Source organism: Proluteimonas luteida (assembly GCF_021191695.1).
Lineage (GTDB): Bacteria > Pseudomonadota > Gammaproteobacteria > Xanthomonadales > Xanthomonadaceae > Luteimonas > Luteimonas luteida.
Window position 1 is genome coordinate 97,334 of the sequence record NZ_JAIWPT010000005.1, and the last position, 20,051, is coordinate 117,384.

Genomic DNA, 20,051 nt, shown 5'->3' on the forward strand with positions numbered 1-20,051 from the left:
CATCTCTAGGCCCCGCTGGAGCCATTCCTCGCGAGTTCGTAGAACGGGAGTCCCCGGATCACCTCGCCGGCGACACTGGCTGTCTTGTAGAGGCAGTGGTGGTTGGGCAGGGTCTTTACCCGTTCGGAAAGCTCGCCCAGGTCGGCGGTGAAACCGAGTGCCCCAAGCTCTGCCGGGGTAACGTTGGGGACCTTGTGGATGAACCAGGTCAGCAGCGGGTCCCGGTAGTCCGTCGTGGCCGTCTTGAAATGCCTGAGATATTGCGAGGCCAGGATCACACCTGTTCCGAATTCCCGGCCTTGCAGCAACAGCTTGCGTAGTACATCGAACTCGTAGCGCATGATGTTGTCCGCCTCGTCGACCAGCAGGTACGAATCGACTACCCGCAGTTGGGGGTCGGTACCAACGAAGGGTCGCTTGGGAGTCCTGAGCATGTTCTCGTAGAACATGTTCAGCATGATGGCAACCAGCATGTTCTTGCTGCGGTCGTCCTGACCCATCGCATCAAGCGATATCACCACGATGCCATCGAGGAACTTGTCGAATGGCTTGGTCTTGGCCGGGTCTTTCTCGAAGACCTCCATGTCGACGAGGTCGTCGATTATCGCCATTGGCGAGTCAGATTTACCGGCAAGCAACTTGCGATATTCTGCATGGACGTCATAGATGGTTGGAGGTCGGCCTTCCGTCGTGCAAGCGTCGTAGGCGCCGCGGACCGCACCCTTGAGCTTGTCGCGTTGCACGGGGCCAATGCCGGAGTACACCTTGTCTAGTACATCGGCAAAGAAGCGGAACCTGTCCAGCCATGGGGCCACGGATTCGCCCATCGACGAGGTATCGAACAAGTTGAGTGGCAAGCGAGTGGGCCTTACCACGCGCGCGCCCGTTGCCTCGATGAACTCTGGACTGCTGTAGTCACGCTTGTAGTCGAATACAAGGAACCGGGGCTTGATGCCGCGGTTCTCCCGGCTTGCAGTGGCGATCTGGAATATTAGCGACTTGAGGAGTTGGGTCTTGCCAGTTCCCAGGTCTCCCACTACGCCGATGTTGAGGTGGTTGAGTCGGGTATCGGAAACGTTCAGCGCAAGCGGGCGGGGCTCGAAGCCATCGACGGTCCTCCCGATCGACAGGACAATGCCATCGGCAGGGATCTGGCTGGATATCGTGGTCCCCGTCCTAGCCCGTGGATGCAGGCCGGGGGGCTGGCCTTGGGTGATGCCATCGCCGGATGCTGCGCCCAGCGTGTCAGGCTCTGGCGCAGGCGGAGGCATGTCGGTCCCGTCGTCCTCTGGGGGGCGCGCGGTTACGGGGGGAGAGGCCGTACTGGCTGTGTGGCCCGGGGGTAGCAGACGCCAGTCGCCAACCTTGGCTCGTACTGTCTCGTAGAAGCCCTGGGCGTCGCCACCCACGATACGCCCGGCATCCTGCGGGGACACGGAGATGCTCTCGTGGAACCCGTCCCCATCATGGTCGAGTGCGTTGCTCGTGGATGATCCATCCACGACAATGAGCCGGCCGCTGTCGTCGATGGTGATCTCCGAGGTCGGGCCGAGCATCGCAGCGGCAATGCGCTCGTGGTAGCTGGCCCAGCGTCCAGTCTGCTCCTTGGCTAGCACGTGCTGGCTATAGACACGCAATCCGAAGCCGACCATCGACAGCAACAAGTGCTGGTATGCCAGCTTCCACGCCAGGGACTTGGCAGCATGCTGTTCCATTTCCTTGAATAGCGAGGATAGTGCTTTGGCTTGGCCCAGAGCCTCCCTGGCGTCCCTCGGGCTGAGCGTGTTGCCTTGCTGCCGGCACTTCACCTCGACTGGCGTGAGACGGATGCGGACTGGTCCATTGCCAACGCGAAGACCTATGACCAACAGGTCCGGGCGTGAGAGCGAGGCTTCCTTGCGCTCCTTGCCGAGCGACCGGGCGAGATCCGCGAGATAGCCACGGAAAGGATCGACAGGGACGATGATCGCGATGGATGCATCGCCCGGCGAGCCGGACAGCACGGGCAGTATGCTGTTCAGGTTGCCTGACATACGGAACTGGTCCTGCAGCAGCCGGACTGCGAGGAACAGGCCAAGGTCGCCGGTGGCCCCGGAATCGTCGCCGGAGAGGCCGCGGACTGTCGGGATGCCGCGCCTTGCCACCTCGAGGAGGATTTGCTCGATCTGGCCATCGCCTAGCTGGCTGCAGCCAGGTAGGGGACGCAATACCCTGGCGAGGGCATCGCGATCGGCATCCCGGACCTGGGATAGCAAGTAATAGCCGTTGGTATCGCCGGCCCGGTGGGAGTAGGAGGGTAAGTCGTAGTCCCAGAGATAGGTACCCTTGATCCATCCCCCCAGGAAGCAGGCTGGGTCGATGGCGGAGGACGAAACTGCGACGAAGCCAGCCTTCTTTTCCTCCAGCATGCTGGAGACGGCATGTACGTTGGGGGCGAACTGCAGTCCGATTGCGGTGTCTTGCCCCCCCTCCAGCGCGCTGATGCAGTGGGCCACCTTGTCCGCGAATACCTCGCCCGAGGGAGGTGCGGGCAAGCCTTGCCGCGACTCGCTGAGGAATGCCCCGTGCAACTGGCGCCTGATCCGATGCCGGATCAGGCCTCCCGTCCCGAGGGGGGAGCGCATGCCGACTGTCGTGGACTCTGGTTGCGCCGAATCTAGCTGGGCAATGATGCCGAGGTCTGGCTTGGAACCGGCAGGCTGCTTGTCGAACCAGCGCACGTGGTTGTCCGTGTCCTCGGACAGGTTCGCGACCATGGCCTGGTCAGGGCGCGAGCTGTCCGGCCTGGTATCGAAGACCTCGAGTATCCTCGGGCCGATGCCTTGCATAGTTGCACGTACATCGCCATTGCCGAATCGCCGCGTGCACCAAGTGGCAAGTCCCTCGTTGCAGGCATCAGTGGCGCCGCCGCCGCTGGACACTACAAGGCTGACGATGGGCTTGGCAGCGAGGAGATCGGAGACGTCCTCGAGGGCACGGCCGACCTGAGCGGGACTGAAGCCACTCGATATCCCCCCGACGACCAGGCCGAAGGTACTGTCGAATGGAGGTTTCCTTGACTTGTCGGCGATCTGGCCGAGGCGCGACCCGTTCCACAGTACCGACCAGTAGTCGGAGTTGCATTCGACGGACAAGTACGGGACCTGGTCGACACCCGCAGGTCCACCGGGAGCTTGCAGTGACATGACCAATAGGTCCGGTATGCAGTCGGGATCCAGGATGCTCGCTGCAGGGCAAGGCATTGGGTCATCGCCTTCTACCGCGTCGTACAGCACTTCTTGTGCCAGGCAATGCCAGGCTAGGCGCAAGGGATGCAGCGGGGAGAGGATGATTGCATCGGGCACGCGAGCAAGCGTGCGACCATCGGCTTCCCTGGGACACACTGCAATGACGTCGACCCAGCAGGCGATGGCTCGATCCGCGGCGAGCCATGCGGCATAGCCATCGAGGTAGTTTTCCAACAAGGTACGGAAATCGGAATCCCGGGAGAGCCACTTGCCAAGGGGAGCTGACTCGAGGAGGCCTGCCTCGTCGCTGGTCTTTCGTATCCGGTCGGCGATCTTGAGCCGGGCTTCCACAAAGCCTGGCGGTGGCACGAATAGCGAGGCCTCGGGCCTTGGATCGTGGAGGAATCGGGCTTCCGAGAGGATCGGGCCGGAAGGTGATTCCCAGTCTGGCGAGGCCCACTTGGATACGTAGTCATCGGAAAGGGCCAAGGGAACGAAGGACCTGCCGATGTTCTGCTCGTCGAGCATCCATGCCTGGAGGCTCGACGAGCGGGCATGGCGATCAAGTTGCACGATAGCCTTTGTGTCGAACTTCTCCAGATGGCGGCGGTTGAGCTTGATAAGGCGCTCGAACTCGCTCCTGCATCCTTCCTCCCTGGCTTCCTGGCAAGTTACATAGACCCGGCATGTCTCCATCCCGCGGCCGGGTGCCTGGAAGGAGACGTCGAGCTGGTAGTTGCTGTCGGCATCGATCTCCACCTGGTAGCCACCGTCCTTGGCCGGGTGTAGTTGGAGTACTTGCGGGGCCTCCATGGCTTGCTCGGTTGCATCGTCGGGGATTCCCTTTGCATGTGCCACGGCGACGCCCGGGGACACGAGGAGGAGGAGCTCGTAGCGTCCCGGGCCAGGGACCGAGAGCATGGTTTCCCAGTCGGCGCGGCCGTTGCCCTTGCGCGGTTTCTTGGGCAGCGAAAGCTTGGTTGCCAACCTGGACGTGACGAGGACGCCTGGCTGCCAGCTGGCGAGCGAGACGACCCTGGCAGTGGCAGTCTTCCGCCCGGGGGCGGTTGCCTTGTAGCTTGCCGGGGAGCGCTGGCTGCCTGGGGGAGGAGCATCGTGGAGGGTTGAAGTCCCTTCCACCTGGATCATGGTCCCGGTCTTGCCCAGGGACCCGCCGGCAAGCAATACCTCCACGGGCATGCCTTCTTCCGGCGTGCTCGCGGATATGGAGAGGTCCGCGCCGGACAGGACGATGGCTGGCATCCCCTTGGCAATAGGGAGGATGGCATTCGTGCAGGTGATCGAGAGGTCGCCTGCTTGCTCATCGGGTTCTTCCGCGAGGAGCTCTGACCAGCACTCGCTCGTCAAGGCCAGCCACCACGAAGGTGGAGGCTCTAGCTCGAGGGTATCCGAGGGCAGGTAGAAGGCTGGCGCGGCTCGCTCGAAGGCCGTCGGTATCTCGCACCTAGCCTGTATGTGCGAAAGGAATGTCTGGAGCGCCTGGTTCACTGGCTCAGGAGCCGTGGCCGTGCTTGCTAGCCGGTCGATGGCAGTCTTGAATCCGTCGGCCATCTCGTCGGCGATCTTATCCAGGACGCCGAGCTGTACCTTGGCCGCGATGCCCCCGTCCTGCATGGGAGGCACCCCACAGGCAAGCGCTAGCGCTGAGCCCGGCTGCAGGCCCTGCGGTTCGTCGTGGATCGAGTAGAGGCGCGACAAGAGCTGCCATGGCCCTTTGCCGGGCACTGCATCGTCGACTGCCGCGGATGCCCGTTCGACAAGCTGCCTGGCGTCGTCAATGTAGTCGTCGGTGACACCCGCGCCCTTGAGTCCCCGGGTGACCAGCGACTGGATGAACCCATCTTCCCACCATGCTTCGAACGTCGCATGACCGGTGTTGTTGGAGGCGTTCATGCCGAACTCCTCCGTCGTCGATGCCACGGACCTGTTGCTGTGTTGTCCCGGCGGCATGAGGGCAACGAAACTGGCTGTGCTGGGATCGTTGCGGACGTGCAGGAGATGGCTTTCGTCGCACTTCCCTGATTCGCCGATTCCAGGGTTGGCCCCGGGAACCTGGCCAGGCGGGAGCTGCAGCAAGACCGGCAGGACAGCCTCGGCGCTGGTGGGACCATGCGCGACGAATATCCCGCCAGGGGCAGCGAGTTCGTCGAAGACCTTCTCGAGGATTTCCAGCGGTGGCCCATGGAAGACAAAGCGGGATTCCAGCTTGCCGCCTACTTGTTCTCGGGTTGCTGCCTGGACCTTGTCCCGGATGATGCTGGCGAGGGTATGTACGAGCCTCTTCATGCTTCCTTGTCCATGGCCTGGCTAGCGGGGAAGGGAGGGAGCAGCAGCATCCCGCTCTCGGCGTCCGGGCTGTCCAGTACGAGCCCCAGCATCCTGAGCTGGTGGCCTAGGTCGTTCCGCGCGATATCCTGCCGGTCCACGACGATGCCGTAGGCCGCCAGGTGCTGGCTCAGCCTGTGGATCGAGCGAGGGCCTCCCATACCGGCGAGGGCGCAGTGGACAAGCGCGAGCACGGCGACGGGCCCCAGCGAGACGATCCATGGGCTGGACGGGCTGCTGCCCTTCTTCCTTAGCACATAGCCCTGGTCGTATCCCCGTAGCAACTGGACGGCGGTCTGGCGTTGGCCCAGTGTGTGCCGTGCGAACTCGAGTAGGTTGTCGCCGATACCTTTCCTGCAGTTCAGTGCCCGGGCCTCCTGCTCGCGGATGTCAGCAAGCGTGGCTACGATCCCGGTGTCCGCGAGTGCTTGCCGGTTGTCGCGTACGTGCTGGCACAGCCTGGTGATGCCTTCGCTCGATGAAATATCCCCGTCGTAGGGGAACCCCAGGTCAGACAGCGACCATAGGATTGCGTTTATCCCCAGGCGTGCCGACAGGTAGCCGGATGCCTTGTCCTTCAACCCTTGCAAGGCCTTGCCCCCATAGGTCATGTACTGGACGTCGTCCGGGAAGACCGTGCCTCGCGTGTCGCTGGCCCCGGCAGGGCCGTTCCCGGCAAGGGTATCGGAAAGGCAGCGCCATATCCTTGCGTGCACGTCGCATAGCCATGTCACATGCGCCACGGCGGCAAGCCGGAGGACGGCCTCCAGCAGGCTTGTCCATTGCCGGCGGGTCATGGCTTGTTTGGCCTCGATGAGCGCGTTCAGGTCCTTCACGAATTGCTGGGCTGGCATGAACCGCACGCCGTCGAAGTCATCGGTCGACAGGTTGGCAACTTCCGCCTGGGGTACCGGAGCCGCTTGCCAGGGCGCAGGGTTGCCCCACGCGCCGGTTTCCTGCTCGAGCCAACGGGCAAAGACATCATCCTGCCCATCGACGCTCAGGGCTGCGAAGAGTGCTCCCCAGAGAGCCTGGGCAGACCCGGGATCCCGGGAACCAAGCCAGACCATGCGCCGCACGAGGTTGCCGGCAGGCCATGAGTTGCTGCTAAGGCGGGCCGAACCGGAAAAGAGTGCCAGCGAAGGAACCAGCGGGGTCACCTGCAGGAACCGCTTGGCGGACTGGTTGGGGAGCTTTGGGCTCTCGAGCACGCCATGCAGGACCGCGTTCCAGTCTTCCACGCCTAGAGTCGAGCCGCTTGGCGGAGGCTGCCGCCTGTCGCGCCGTTTCTGAAGTCTTTGCTCGAGGTCGCGACCAGCTGGTGGAACACTACCCTCGCTGATGGATTCGAAGCCGATAGTGCGATAGAGGGCAGCGACCAGCACCTCGGAACTCGCATATTCCGGTGCGGGGCTCATGGCAAGCGCGGAATCCTTGTATGTCGAGTGGGACTTCTTCCAAGGGGATTGCCTGAACTCTGCAAGTGTCATGCCTGGCCCTCTGCTGCGACGGATACGAAGCTACCGTCCCAGGAAGTGCCGACCTCGGTGCCATCCATGCCGATCCTGATCCGAGCATCTGGAAGCAAGTCGGGGTCTCTCACGATCGGGCCCGACAGCCTTGCCTTGGTCGTGTCGAGCAAGGCAACGACGGTACGGGGCAGCGAGGCCTGGGAAAGTCCCCGCTCCAGTTCCTTGACGGCCTTGAACAGGTCGTATGTGAGGGCGATGGGCTGCAGGGAATGGCCTTTCCCGACTTCGAGGAAACGGATCGGGGAGCGCGGTCGCCCGTTCGTGGGGAGGTGACGCGCCCTGACCGGCTGGACTGGCACGACGAGGATCGCCTGTCTCTGTTTTGGCGGGAGTGGCTGCCCGAAAGTAGTAGTAAGGGAAACCTCGAAATCCTGGCCAGGGTTCAACAGGCTCCTTACTTGCTTGGCAACCTCGAAGAGCCGTTGGCCCCGGTCATCTTCTTCTACTACTTGCTGGAAGGCCTCTAGCACTTGGATGTCGGAAACGACCGCCGAGCGTGTACAAACGCTGCGCCGGACGAGGCGGCAGGCAAAGTCTCGCAGGACTCGCTGCATGCGACTTGCTGCCGCCGGATTTCTCCGGCGGATGGCAGGGGAGGAAAGCAGGTCGTCTGCGCCGGCCAGCCTGCGTAGCAAGTCGAGCTCGGTCCTTGCCAGAACTTGGTACCTGCGGACGAAGTCGATGCCTCCTGCAATGGAGCGGCTGAACCTCGTGTCTAGTTCGCCCAGTAGTACCTTGCTGCGCCCGCTCACCTCTATCTCGAGGTCCGGGCTGGCCATGGCTGGGTCCAGCAGGTCTACCAGGCTTTCCAGCAAGGGGGCGATCGCCGCGGGCAGGTATGAGCCCTTGCGTTCCTGGAGGAAGTACTGGAGGCCGAACAGGGCTCGTGCCTCGCTCGTACCCTTGTCGAGTCCAAGATCCTTGATGCCTTGCTGCAAGATACCGGCGGCTTCCGGGTTCCAACGGTGGAAAAGTGCATGCTGGTAGCGGGAGGCCGCGAGGTAGAAAGCGGCGGTCAGTTGCTGTCGCCGTGGCTTGCTTGCCCGCTCTCCCGCCTTGTCTAGTTCGAGTAGATGGGCGGCCCGCTGACACGGGTCGCCCTGCTGGCCTTGCCCTGCAGGGGGATTGCCTGCCAACAGGTAGGAGACCAACGAGAACAGGTCACGGAAGCTCCAGCGCTTGCCACTAGCCAGCTCGTACCAACGGAGGATTCGGATCAATGCCGCGCGGGGTTCTTCGCGGACGAGCAACGCTTGGCTATGGCAGAAGGGACAGGCATCGCTGGCGGGGCATTCGCCTGGCTCCAGCCAATACGCAGGAGCGGTGGCGTATGCAAGGAGCGCTTGGGCTGGGGAGGGAAGTCCGTCCTCCGGGCTAACCAGCAATGACTCGGCATCCATGGGCCAGGCAGCGACTTCTGGGAAGCCATCGAGTGGCCAGCACGAGAGGGCCGTGGACGATAGGCTGACAGAGCGGGTGACGGTCTCCAGCAATCTGCAAGCCTCGCCTAGTCCGTGGTCGAGAGCATGGATCAATGCATCGTCGAGGACGCCACGGTTCACGCAGCACAGGTAGTACTGCTCACTGGGCCCCTCCAGCAGTGCACTCAACTCCTGGACTAGTAGCGCCGGGGCTCCTTGTCCTTCGTGCCCCGCGGTGGCGGATGCGTCCTGCACGATGGAGAGCCGCATTGGCCGTGGAATGGATGCAAGGCCGCCTGCGTCGACATCGACAACCCTTGCGACAGGTTGCCCGGGAGGCGGATGGAACCGTATGGAGAGCTCTTCCACGAGCTTGCCACCTGCCGCCAGATCCTTGTCCAGGCAATTGATGGTGTGTTCGATTGCCTCGGTCTTTCCGTTTCCTGGCCCGCCAACGAGTAGCAATATCCGAGGCGCGCCATGAGTCCCGGATGTGATTTCCTCGACCCATGACTCAAGCCGCGAGATCAAGTGGGTCCTCAGTAGTTCCCGGGCAGGTCTGCCGCTAGCAGGATCGAACAGCCGCTTGACCCCGCCGGAATGGTGTCCGGCCCATTCGAGGAGATCCCTTGGGAACCTAGCATCCGGCTTCGCTGTGCAATCCATGTACTCCCCCTTCCTTCGCTTCTTCTATGCCATGGCAACCATGGGTTCTTGCTGGTGCGCAACGTTGGCCTGCGCGTGATGCACGGATGCATGCTCCAACATGTCTAGGATGGATACGACGGCAAGGCCGATGGCCTCAGCGAGCAAGGGCGGCACTGCATTGCCTACCTGGGTATAGCGCGGGCATTCCTTGGTGCGCCGTTTCCCCCCCGTCGTGAACTTGCCGCGGAAACGGAACCAGTCCGGGAAGCTCTGCAGCCGGGCACTCTCCCTCACGGTGAGTATCCTGGGCTCCGAGTAGTGGAGGACATCGTCCGGCAAGGTCGTGATCGTCGGGGCAGGTTCCGAGGGCGACATTGGGTATATGCGGTGTTTCTTGAGGCCGAACCTTGCCCGGCTTATCTCGTTCATTCGCACTCCTTGTTCGCACTCGCGGATGATCTTCTTGAAGCGTGCCCGGACATCATCCCTGTGCCTTGCCAGACGCATACTATCCATGGCATCGCTCCGGCAATGCTTGTGCATTACCCGCTGGTAGTTTGTCTGTGGCCCGAGATAAAAAGCCTCCTCGAAGCCTTTGCGGGAGAAGGGGTCCGTGCAAGGCCGGGTCAATGTCTGTTCGACCAAGAGGTCGGATATCGCATCCTGCGCGGAGACTGGCTTTATCCGCGGCAAGCCGCGTCTGGAGAGCATCTCGAGCCGCATGGCCTCAAGTGCCTTGAAGGCATGCATGATGCCCTCGTCTAGCTTGGAGGCAAGGGGCTTCTTGATTCCAATGACGATTAGCCGCGAGCGGCGCTGGGGTACGCCAAACCGGGAGGCGTCCACGATCTCGCCATGGACATCGTATCCGACGGCCTCGAGACTTCTCTTGAGCTTGTCGTAGTAGGATTCTGCTGCCTGTCCTTGGGCTTCTTCTTCCCCATCCTTGCTGGAATGGGCAACCTTCATTCCTGGTACGTTCTCCAAGACCAGGATGGAGGGCTTGATGGTGTCGACGACCTGGACGTACTTCTCGAACAGCTGGTTGCGGGGGTCGTCCTCCCGCCGGCGGCCTGCGAAGCTAAATCCTTGGCATGGGGGGCCCCCTGCAAGCACCTGGACCGTGCCTTGCAGGCCGGTAAGGTCTGCATGGTGCTTGTCTAGCAAGTCATCGATCCCCCAGGCCTGCTTCTCCAGCCAGGACGGCCAGTCGAACCTGCCAATGGGGACTTCCCGGTCACCTAGGAAGTTGTCTGAGAACGTATCGAATGCCATCGGGTCGCGCTCTACGGCGAACCGGCCTTGGAGGCCAGCCATGGAAAGGCCTAGCGACAAGCCGCCACAGCCTGAGAAGAGGTCTACGAACTTGTACTTGGGCATGCCGTGCCTTGTTTCGCCGACTTTTGGTTGCATGAGATGCTTGGGCAATCTGCAGTTGCCTTCTTGGCGAATAGGGCCATGGTTGGTGGAGAAATGTCTTGGCATTCCTGCCGTCCTAGGAGGTTCGCATGCTGGAAGAGACCTGGTACTCGATTGACCAGCCACGCGCCGAGTTCTTCCCGATTGTCTGGGCCATCCAGGGATGGAGCATCGCCCGCGAGGCAGTAAAAAGGCGCCGGCCGGGCGGCGGCAAGGTACGTCGCAGTATCGCTAGCGTGTTCACGCTGCCTCCCCGTGGAGCACGAATTCTACTCTAGCTTCCTTCTGGCATTGCATGTTCCGGGTAGGCTGTCGCGTGGCTCACCCAGAGCGTGGTTCACGGCAGTTGGGGCCGCGCACCATCATGGGTATCGGGGTTCTCAATGGTTGCGACTGGGCCGGTTGGCAAGGACTCCCTGGGTGTCGGTGTCTCCGCAAGTGGCGCGAGTGTAGCGCCGCCGAACGGTGTTCCGGCGGCGGTCATCATTGGTTTGCGGAGGTCGCCGGTGGGACCTGGCAGCTATCCGTGCTGCGTGTCAATCGCCTCTAGAACTGGCCCCGAGAATCTGGAAATCCTATCGATGGCTGGGCCTACCGGCTTGAGCCATGGGTACTGGGCAGCGTAGCGTCTACTTCGGCCAGCCCTCGCCCAAGATGCCGTTATGGCGCTGGATCGACGAGTTGCACCTGGAACTGCCGTTGGCCGGTAGATGGATGCTGGATGCTGCGCGACCTGCTGGCCCGGGCGGCATCATCGTCTGCCACAAGCCCCGGGTCCCGCTGATGTGGAGATGGGATATCGAGGAGCTGTCCCGGGAGTTCGCGATGCCTGCGGAGTCGGCTTTGAACCCGATGACACCACTCGAGTACCTGTACTGCGCGCCGGAAGCAATTACGCGTTGTTGTCGCGCGCGACGCCGGGCCCGTGCGACGAGCAGATCTGGACCGGTGGGCTGTTCGTGGCCGGGTAGGTGGCCGTCCTCGCTATGCGAAGCGCACTTACGGTGTGCGGTGCGGCGAGGGGGCTGTTAGACCTTAGCCACGCCTTCTTGGGGTTCATTGTGCTTCGGGTTACCGCGATCCTCGTCAGTGCTCGCGATACTGACTACTTTTCCCAGTCAGGCTTTGCGGTTGACGAATCAATTTAGAGGCCAGCGGCCGGGGTGCTCCGTTCCCTGGCCCGCGCGTCTGGCTACCCGGGGGAAGTCGGGGATCGCGCGTTGCTGGCGGGGTTGAGGATGCTCTCCTGCCAAGGTCTGGACTATCGGTGCCTGCCGCAATGCTGTGTCGGGATTGTCCTACCTGCAACAAGCGTCTGTTACTTGGCATCCAACAAAGCTTTCCTTTAGCGCTTGGTCTTGGCTCGGCCGCCTTTGAAGTTTGCAATCAGCTGTGCAAGGTCATCGTCTTCAGCGTAGAAATAAGCCACCGGCAGTCCAAGGACTTGCGCCAGATGTTGCAAGGTCTGTAGATCGGGTTGATGTACACCAGCTTCGTACCGGTTGACGCGCGTGCTGGCGACGAATTCGTCCAAACCAGCCTGGATGCCCAAGGCCCGCTGGGAGATGCCATGGGCTTCGCGAGCCTCGCGCAGCCGGCGGCTGTAGATGGGGAGAGATCCCTTCTCAGCCACGTTTGCATGTGTTCTGGACTTCCATGCGGGGAAGCTTCCAGATGCACATGCATTCGCGATACTACGATTAACGTAGTATCTACGGCACTCGTCAAGAACAGCAATTTCAGGGGTACTTGTTCGCGCGACTCACGCGCGTGACCGACGGGAGAGCTGGGTTCCTCTTCTTTACAGCTTGTATTGCTGTGCCCAAGAGCGCCGCCGAAGGCGAGTGGTGTCATGCCGCGTCACGGCATCCTACAGGCGCTTCATCTGCGCAATGATCTTCTTAGTCTCGATGAGTGTTCTCGCGGGCTTGTTGCTGCGTTCGGATTCCGCGATCAACCGTGCCTCCTCTTCGTCTTCAGTGAAGAAGAAGCTTAGTGGGAGTTCCAGAACCTGGGCGAATCTCTTCTGCAACCCAGGCTTCGCTTGATGAACCCCATTCTCATAGCGGCTGACAGTGGTGCCTGCGGCAGAGTAGTCGAGTCCCGCCGCCACGCCCAGTTCACGTTGTTTAAAGCCGTAGCTCTCCCGTGCTTGACGCAGGCGTCGTCCGTAGAGGTTGTCTGATTGCTTCCGGGTCATGCCTGCATATCTGGAACCGATATGCAGAAGCTTCCGGATGACTGCTTGACTCGAATACTACGTAAAACGTAATATCCAACATCACTACGTTTATCGTAGTGTCAGAAGCTTTTGCTTGGCGATCCGGTTGAGGGGCAACTGCGCCCCGGAGCGCCTAGGGGAAAGGCGAAGTCATGGCAACTCCGCCGGCGTCGAGTTCTGGACCGTCTGTGGTTGAGCCGGGGCCTGTAGCCAGGCAACGGCCTTCAGGGCGCCGAGAGGGGAAGAACAAAGGACGAAACATGAAGACTAGAGCTTTGTGCAACGCTGTTTGCATCGTCTTGGTCATCGGTGTCACTGGTACGGCCGGATCGGCTGCGGCTGGGCAATCCGCAATCTGGAGATTTGCGGAAGAACAGGAAATGGATGCCCAGCCGCCCAGCGAAGATGATGCCGTTTTCCCCGAAGAATCAGTACAGCAGCCACCGGCATCCACGGACATGGCAACCGTCATCGTCACCGGCACGCGCATCCGCGGCGGCACAACGCCTTCGCCGGTGATCACGATCGGCAGCGAGCGGATCCGGGAGGAGGGTTTCTCCGACCTTGGTGAGGTGATCCGCAGCGTGCCGCAGAACTTCGGCGGTGGGCAGAATCCGGGCGTCGTGAGCGCCACCGGATCCGGGAACATCTACAACCAGAATGCCGGTGGCGGGTCCAGCCTCAATCTGCGGGGTATCGGTCCGGACGCAACGTTGACACTCCTCAACGGCCGACGTCTGGCCTACGGTGGCCTGATGCAGGCGGTGGACATCAGTGCGATTCCGGTCGAGGCCGTGGATCGCATCGAGATCATGGCCGATGGAGCGTCGGCAATCTATGGATCCGATGCCGTTGCCGGTGTAGGCAATGTGATCCTAAAGCGCGACTTCGACGGGATCGCCCTGGGTACGCGCTATGGTCGGTCGAGTGGCGGCGGACTCGACACATGGGAATTCAATGGGACCGCCGGCACCGTCTGGGATAGCGGTGGCCTGATCGCAACCTACAGGAACGTGTCCGTCGATCCGGTCGGCGCCGATCAGCGGTCCTACACCAGGCACATGGGAATGCCGTTCGTCCTCTATCCGGGAGGCGAACTCCGTAGCGGCCTGCTCAGTGTCCACCAGTCTTTGGGTGGCAGCGTCGAGCTGCGCGTGGATGCGCTCAGGACCGAGCGCGAGCAGGTCGACTACCAGAACGGCGCGGGCTTCTACTACGACCAGAAATACGATGGTGCCGTTTCGCTTGTGGCGCCATCCGTCGAGGTCGGCCTCCCGGGCGACTGGTCGATGCTGGTCGGCGGAACCTGGGCCAGGGACGAGAACGTGGACAGGGTGTGGATGGTCACGCCAGGCACGGACGAGTCCGAACTGGTGGCCGAGGGGTGCAACTGCAACGACAGCCGGTCGTACGAGGCAAGCGTCGAAGGGCCGCTGTTCGAACTGGCTGGGGGTGAAGCGCGACTGGCGCTCGGCGCCGGCTACAGGAGAAACGGACTGCTGAAGCACGACTGGCTGGAGGGGATGCGGGAGCGGAGTGCGGAAGGCAGCCGGTTCGCGTATGTGGAATCGAGCCTGCCGTTGATTGGTCCCCGCTCGGACGTTCCCTTCGTGCGCAGGCTTGCGGCCACTGCCGCAGTACGTACCGAGGATCACGACAGCTTCGGGCGTGTGACCACGCCCAAACTCGGCGTGATCTATGGGCCGGGCAGCGACGTCACCATGAAGGCCTCGTGGGGCAGGTCGTTCAAGGCGCCCACACTGAATGAGCGGCACGGGAACCTCGTGGCCTATCTGGTGCCTCCGGACATGATCGGCGGCACCGGGTATGGCGCCGAGGATGCCGTGCTGTTGTCGTGGGGGAGCAATCCGGATCTCGGGCCGGAGCGTGCCACGACGACCACGGTATCCCTGGTGTTGCATCCCGAGCGGCTGCCCGGACTCGAAGTCGAGCTGACGTGGTTCGATATCGACTACCGGGAGCGCGTGGTGCAGCCGTTCGCGGCATTCGGCCAGATTCTGGGCGACCCTGCGGTCGCCGGGTTCCTCGACTTCTCGCCGACGCCTGAAGACCAGGCGGAACTGCTCGCGACCTACTCGGACGGCTTCTACAACTGGACAGGGAATCCGTACGATCCGGCCCACGTGGTGGCGATCGGCCTCGGCCAGTACGTCAACGCGAGGCGCCAGCGGATATCGGGCATCGACCTTTCCGGATCCTATCGTCGGGATATCGGGGGCGGCCAACTGGCGGTGCGGGGCTCGGCAAGCTGGCTGGACAGCACGCAGCAGAACGCCCCGGGGCAGGGCGCATTCGATCTGGCGGGCACGATCTTCTATCCCGCCAGGGTTCGTGGCCGGTTGGGAGCGGTGTGGACCGAAGGCGGGCTCACTGCCTCTTCGTTCGTCAACTACACCAGCGGCGTGACCTACCGGGCTGCGGACCAGAGCCTCGCGTCATTCACCACCTTCGACCTCGCGCTGCAGTACGCCATCGTCAGGCGTGGAGGCGTCCGGTCCGGATTCGACCTGGGACTCTCCATCCAGAACGTCCTGAACCGGGCGCCACCGCTCTACAGCCCCCTTGCGATCACGGATGTGCCCTACGACTCGACGAATGCCTCCGCCATTGGTCGGTTTCCCAGTATCTCGGTGTCGAAGCACTGGTAAAGAGGCGTGTTGGCGCGAGGCGAGGATGGATGTCAAGGATCCCGCGTGATGGGCGGGTGGGGGAGCTCGATGAGCACGATTCCAGGACGGCTGCTGGCGGCCGGTGTGTGCGCGATACTGGCTGGCGGCCTCCATGCCCAGGTGGTCTCGCCGCGCCAGCTGGTGGAAGTCGCCGACATCAGTCATCCGGGCGCTTCACCGGATGGAAGCATGGTTGCGTACCGGGTGGAGCAGCCCAGCGTGGAGCGCAACACCCATGACACGGTCTGGTATGTCCAGCGGATTGACGGCACATCGCCTCCGCGAAAAGTGGCGGAAGCAGGGCCCCCTTTGCGTGAGTCCGATGGAGCGACGCTCGTGCCGATGCCGGCCGTATGGTCGCCCGATGGGCGGCATATCTACTATCGCGCGCTGATGGATGGCAGGGTCGGTGTGTGGCGGGCCGCCGCGGATGGTTCGAATGTCAGGGCGGTCACTTCCGATCCAGCGGACGTGAGGGACTTCCAGCTGGGTCCCGATGGCCGTGTGTTGATGTACAGCGTTGGCGCCACCCGCGACGAAGTGGCTGCTGCGGAGCAGGCCGAATACGACAACGGCATCCTTATCGACGAGACTGTGCCGATCGGCCAGGGGCTGTTCCGATCGGGCTATCTCGACCAGCGGTGGATGACGCAACGTCTGCTCGACAGCGACGTCATGCGTTCTCCGCTGCTGGCACAGGCGCCCGACCGCTGGAAGGCCGTTGATCTGGCAACCGGACGTGCGCGGGAACTTGCGAAGTCCGAGGTACTGCCGGGACCGGAGACGGCAGTCGGCTCCGTGGGGGGATTCGAGCCCTTGAGGCAGGCGCAGGACGGGCGGACGGGGCGCATCGCCATTCTGGCCCCCGTCGAGGAGTGGCCGGATACCGGAGCCGTGCCGGAGGTGGCGCTGTCGGTCCTGGCCGACAGGGAGACCGGCCGGTTCATCCGCTGTCGTGCCGGGCCTTGCACGGAGAAGGCGATTACGGGCCTCCAGTGGAGGCCCGGTAGCCATGAGGTCCTGTTTACGGTGACCGATCCGGACGAGAGCCACGCACAGTCGATCTTCCGGTGGGACGTGGAGACCGGCGAGGTCTCTCTGCTGGTGCGGTCCCGCGGCTTGCTCAATGGCGGCCGTGTTGCGTCCAGTCCGTGCGCCGTCACTGCCGAAGCGATGGTCTGTGTTGCGGCGGACGCGAATCGCCCACCCCGGCTGGAGCGGGTGGATCTGGCGTCCGGGCGTCGCAAGGTCATGTTCGACCCCAACGCGGCGATCGCCTCCGACATGGCAAGCGTGGCGGCGCGGCTGCTGGTCTGGAAGGACGCACAGGGGCGGCAGTTCAACGGTCTGTACTACCCGGTCCGGGGCAACGGCGGCGCTTCGCCACTGTTCATCACCTACTACTGGTGTTCGGGCTTCGTTCGAGGCGGCCTCGGGGACGAGTGGCCGCTGGCGACGCTGGCGGGTCTTGGGATATCCGCGTTGTGCATCAATGCGCCGCCAGGTGATACGGATGCGGTAAGCCGGTTCGAACTCGGCCGGTCCGCAGTCGAGAGCGCAGTGGACCTGCTGGACTCGAAAGGGGAGGTCGACAGGACACGGATAGGCATGGGTGGGCTGAGCCATGGCACCGAGGTGACTCTGTGGGTGGCCATGAACTCCGACATGCTGTCGGCGGCATCGGTGAGCAGCATTGCCTTCTCGCCGCTCGCGCATGCCCTCATGAGCATGCAGGGCGAGGTGTTCTTCTCGCGATTGAGCACCTACTGGCAGCTGGGAACCCCGGATGAGACGCCCGGACAGTGGAAGAGGCTGTCGCCGGCATTCAACATCGAAAGCATCAGGACCCCGATACTCATGCAACTGCCGGAGCAGGAGTATCTCCATTCGGTCGACTATGCCGTCCCGCTTATCCGTAGTGGAAGCGCAGACCTGTACGTCTATCCCAACGAGGCCCATCAGAAGTTCCAGCCCAGGCACAAGCTTGCCGTGTACGAGCGCAACGTGGACTGGTTCCAGTTCTGGTTGAAGAATTTCGAGGATCCGGACCCCGCCAAGGCCTCCCAGTACGCGCGATGGCGATCGATGCGGGATGTCAGTCCCTAGATCTGGTGCCGCACCCAGTTCTCGACCATGCACAGTTCGAGTACGCGCTCGTATGAGCAATCGCGAGGAGCGAGGTCGCGGTCGGTCGATTGTCGCAACGCCCGGGCGTCCAGAATTCCGTGGGCCTGCAGATGGCCATCCAGGAGGTAGTCCCGGATCCGTTCCCTGTTTCTCGCATACAGTGCACCAACGTAGCCGGCGAATGACCCCTTGCTCCGGCGGGTGATGACATCGGTGGGGAGCACGTCGGCGAATGCCTTTCTGGCGACCGCGCGGTTGTGCGAATCCGAGATCCACATCCAGCTTGGCGTTCGCAGCGAAGCCTCCATTACCGGTTGGGACAGGAGCGGCAGGCGCAGGTGCCGTCGCAGGCCGCGCGGTGCGGAGTCCCGGTACACCTGCGTCGTCGCCAGGGCAAAGATGCGCTCCCGATCGCCCGGCAGGGCGGCATCCGGGGCGTCGAGCCACGGGTGCTTCTCCGGAGCGCACTCGATATTGGCCGGATTGATCAGCTCATGAATCGCCCTGTAGGGAGACTCCGGTGGCCGGACAAGCTTAGACACCGTCAATCGCCCGGCTCTCCAGAGCGTGCACTGGTGCAGTTCCGCCAGGTTCCGGATTGCTCGGAATCCCTGCTGGAATCCCAGCACCCGGAAGGCATCCGCCGCGGGTGCAGCTGTTGTCAGATAGCAGAACACCGTGTCGCCGCCGCCTCCCGAGAAGAAGCTGGCCGCGCCATGACGGCGCCTCGCCAGCTCCATGATCGTGTCCGTGGCGTGCTGCAACATCCCGACTCTCGGTGATGCCGGTTGGGGATGCTGATCGAAGTCGTGAAGCCCGTACTCGAAGCGAAGCGTCTGTACATCAAGGGTCGCGCCCAGGAGGTCTGCGATCTGGCAGGCGTATTGGCGTTCGTCGGCACCGGGAACGGGCGTCACCATGGTGCAGCAGACCACATGCGCGGCGCTTCCTTTCAGGCTGGCTCCGACGATGGACGAGTCGAGCCCACCCGATAGCTCAAGAAGGGCGGACCGGTCGGTCATCGCCCAGGCCCCTACAACCGTATCCGTTGCGCTGCGGACGGCGGCAGCTGCGACATCGCTGTTGTCGTGGCGCCGGCCTCTGCCGACGAAATCCCAGGGAGACCATTCCGTATGGGTAGAGGCGCTCGATCCGCGAAGTGTCAATCGGATGCCGGGAAGCAGCTCTTCGAAGCGGTCCAGTCCGGTGCGCGAGGTCTTGATGTCGGGATAGATCAACCGGTGGAGAATGGATTCCCAGTCGATGCGTTTCCGGTACAGGCCCATCCGTGTCGGCAGTTCGAGGTCGGAAGCCAGGAATCCGGCGTCGGCATCCACGTGATGGAAGCATGGCATCCCTCCCTCCGGGTCCCGGGTTATTTCAAGGTCGTGACTATTGTCCGGTCCCGGCTGGATAATCAGGTAGGCGCCCCAGCAGTTCTCCAGGATGAGTCTGCGGAGCCTGGCTCCATCCGAATGGTGGGGAATTTCCGCCTCGTTCGTTATGGGTGCTCCGCTCCTGGAAAAGAGGTGTCCGATGATGACGCCAGATCCGGACAGCCGGATCGTGGGCGTATCCCCGGAGACATACAGCGTGAATGCAGCCGTCTGCATGCATTGGTGCATGTCCATCGCGCGAAGCCCGTGTTCCGCATCGCCAGTCAAAGGGCGTTCGGCACGATAAGCGGCATCAATCAGGGCGATATACCGGTAGGCCATCACACTACCCGGATAGGTGTATGGGCATTGGCGTTGCCGGTCGTGTCGTTCAATACCAGAGGTCCTGCCTGTACCCAGCAATGTGCCGAGAGAGGATCATTCATGACGCCAAAGACGAGGTTGGCGTACAGACCCTGTCTGGCCAGAAACCTGACCATCGATATGGAGTCGGGTAGGCAACATGTTTCGACGGGTACATACAGACGTGCTTTCCGGAATGCGGCGGCCGCATCGCATAAAAGGTGTTCCGGCCTGTCCGAAGAATCCGGTTCGCTCCCGGAGGCATGTCGCTGACGATAGGACGCCAGTGCATCCAGCGTGTTCTTGAGCTTCGCTGTTCTCAACTGCAGCCATGTCGAGTAGACAATCCAGAAAACGTGCACGCAGGTGTCAACAGGAATCGACTTGCAGTTCTCCGATCGCTCGATTGCACTCCGGGCGGGGCGCCCGACGGATGGCTGCACGATGCTTCCTGCGTTGTCGTTTGCGTCGACCAGCATTTCATGGGCGATCAGTCCCTCGAGATCTACATCTGGATGGCGCTTGCCTTCGACAAAATTCAGGAACGAGCGTTCCATCGCGCTCGACAGCCTGAAGTACCGATCATTGCGGAGATCCAGGAAGATGAGGTGACCGTCGATCGTGCAGTAGGAGAGATCGCTGTCCAGTTGATAACGCATGTGGCGTATCCCGGCAGGAAAG

General features: G+C 62.5%; 11 protein-coding genes. 3 read left to right on the forward strand and 8 right to left on the reverse strand.

The genetic code is table 11. From position 1 onward, the window contains the following. Window positions 1-5: 5 nt before the first annotated feature. From LDO26_RS06365 to LDO26_RS06380, 4 genes are all read right to left on the reverse strand, one after another. On the reverse strand, window positions 6-5,534 hold the full coding sequence (locus LDO26_RS06365; RefSeq protein WP_232130239.1) for an ATP-binding protein: 5,529 nt from the start codon (window positions 5,532-5,534) through the stop codon (window positions 6-8). Continuing rightward, window positions 5,531-6,991 carry a hypothetical protein gene (locus LDO26_RS06370; protein WP_232130240.1) on the reverse strand — a complete coding sequence of 487 codons (1,461 nt, stop codon included), beginning with the start codon at window positions 6,989-6,991 and terminating at the stop codon, window positions 5,531-5,533. The genes LDO26_RS06365 and LDO26_RS06370 overlap by 4 nt, the downstream gene beginning before the upstream one ends. Window positions 6,992-7,059: 68 nt before the next feature. Beyond that, on the reverse strand, window positions 7,060-9,057 hold the full coding sequence (locus LDO26_RS06375; RefSeq protein ID WP_232130241.1) for a hypothetical protein: 1,998 nt from the start codon (window positions 9,055-9,057) through the stop codon (window positions 7,060-7,062). Window positions 9,058-9,216: 159 nt separating this feature from the next. Further along, window positions 9,217-10,554: a DNA cytosine methyltransferase gene (locus LDO26_RS06380; RefSeq protein ID WP_232130242.1), complete on the reverse strand. Its 1,338-nt coding sequence runs from the start codon at window positions 10,552-10,554 to the stop codon at window positions 9,217-9,219. Window positions 10,555-10,682: 128 nt separating this feature from the next. Between LDO26_RS06380 and LDO26_RS06385 the strand changes: the two genes are divergently transcribed. Then, window positions 10,683-10,871 carry a hypothetical protein gene (locus tag LDO26_RS06385; protein WP_232130243.1) on the forward strand — a complete coding sequence of 63 codons (189 nt, stop codon included), beginning with the start codon at window positions 10,683-10,685 and terminating at the stop codon, window positions 10,869-10,871. Window positions 10,872-11,938: 1,067 nt separating this feature from the next. Here the strand turns inward: LDO26_RS06385 and LDO26_RS06390 are convergent. Together LDO26_RS06390 and LDO26_RS06395 are read right to left on the reverse strand one after the other, a co-directional pair. Continuing rightward, entirely contained in the window at window positions 11,939-12,226 is a 288-nt protein-coding gene (locus LDO26_RS06390) for a helix-turn-helix domain-containing protein (RefSeq protein ID WP_232130244.1), read from the reverse strand. Window positions 12,227-12,463: 237 nt separating this feature from the next. Continuing rightward, the gene (locus LDO26_RS06395) at window positions 12,464-12,793 is read right to left on the reverse strand and encodes a helix-turn-helix domain-containing protein (RefSeq protein ID WP_232130245.1); all 330 of its coding nucleotides are present in this window, start codon (window positions 12,791-12,793) and stop codon (window positions 12,464-12,466) included. A gap of 401 nt (window positions 12,794-13,194) precedes the next feature. Between LDO26_RS06395 and LDO26_RS06400 the strand changes: the two genes are divergently transcribed. Then, window positions 13,195-15,483: a TonB-dependent receptor plug domain-containing protein gene (locus LDO26_RS06400; protein ID WP_232130246.1), complete on the forward strand. Its 2,289-nt coding sequence runs from the start codon at window positions 13,195-13,197 to the stop codon at window positions 15,481-15,483. Window positions 15,484-15,552: 69 nt separating this feature from the next. Then, on the forward strand, window positions 15,553-17,610 hold the full coding sequence (locus tag LDO26_RS06405) for an Atxe2 family lasso peptide isopeptidase (RefSeq protein ID WP_232130247.1): 2,058 nt from the start codon (window positions 15,553-15,555) through the stop codon (window positions 17,608-17,610). Here the strand turns inward: LDO26_RS06405 and LDO26_RS06410 are convergent. Continuing rightward, window positions 17,607-19,349 carry an asparagine synthase-related protein gene (locus LDO26_RS06410; protein ID WP_232130248.1) on the reverse strand — a complete coding sequence of 581 codons (1,743 nt, stop codon included), beginning with the start codon at window positions 19,347-19,349 and terminating at the stop codon, window positions 17,607-17,609. The genes LDO26_RS06405 and LDO26_RS06410 overlap by 4 nt on opposite strands. Next, complete coding sequence (locus tag LDO26_RS06415; protein ID WP_232130249.1) at window positions 19,349-20,029, reverse strand: lasso peptide biosynthesis B2 protein; 681 nt, start codon at window positions 20,027-20,029, stop codon at window positions 19,349-19,351. Before LDO26_RS06415 ends, LDO26_RS06410 begins: the two co-directional genes overlap by 1 nt. Between the last annotated feature and the right edge of the window lie 22 nt (window positions 20,030-20,051).

Coding starts and splice junctions, on each gene's coding strand:
- LDO26_RS06385 (WP_232130243.1), top strand. CDS start 10,683: ATGCTGGAAGAGACCTGGTACTCGATTGACCAGCCACGCGCCGAGTTC.
- LDO26_RS06365 (WP_232130239.1), bottom strand. CDS start 5,534: ATGAAGAGGCTCGTACATACCCTCGCCAGCATCATCCGGGACAAGGTC.
- LDO26_RS06400 (WP_232130246.1), top strand. CDS start 13,195: ATGGATGCCCAGCCGCCCAGCGAAGATGATGCCGTTTTCCCCGAAGAA.
- LDO26_RS06405 (WP_232130247.1), top strand. CDS start 15,553: ATGAGCACGATTCCAGGACGGCTGCTGGCGGCCGGTGTGTGCGCGATA.
- LDO26_RS06370 (WP_232130240.1), bottom strand. CDS start 6,991: ATGAGCCCCGCACCGGAATATGCGAGTTCCGAGGTGCTGGTCGCTGCC.
- LDO26_RS06380 (WP_232130242.1), bottom strand. CDS start 10,554: ATGCCCAAGTACAAGTTCGTAGACCTCTTCTCAGGCTGTGGCGGCTTG.
- LDO26_RS06415 (WP_232130249.1), bottom strand. CDS start 20,029: ATGCGTTATCAACTGGACAGCGATCTCTCCTACTGCACGATCGACGGT.
- LDO26_RS06410 (WP_232130248.1), bottom strand. CDS start 19,349: ATGGCCTACCGGTATATCGCCCTGATTGATGCCGCTTATCGTGCCGAA.
- LDO26_RS06395 (WP_232130245.1), bottom strand. CDS start 12,793: ATGACCCGGAAGCAATCAGACAACCTCTACGGACGACGCCTGCGTCAA.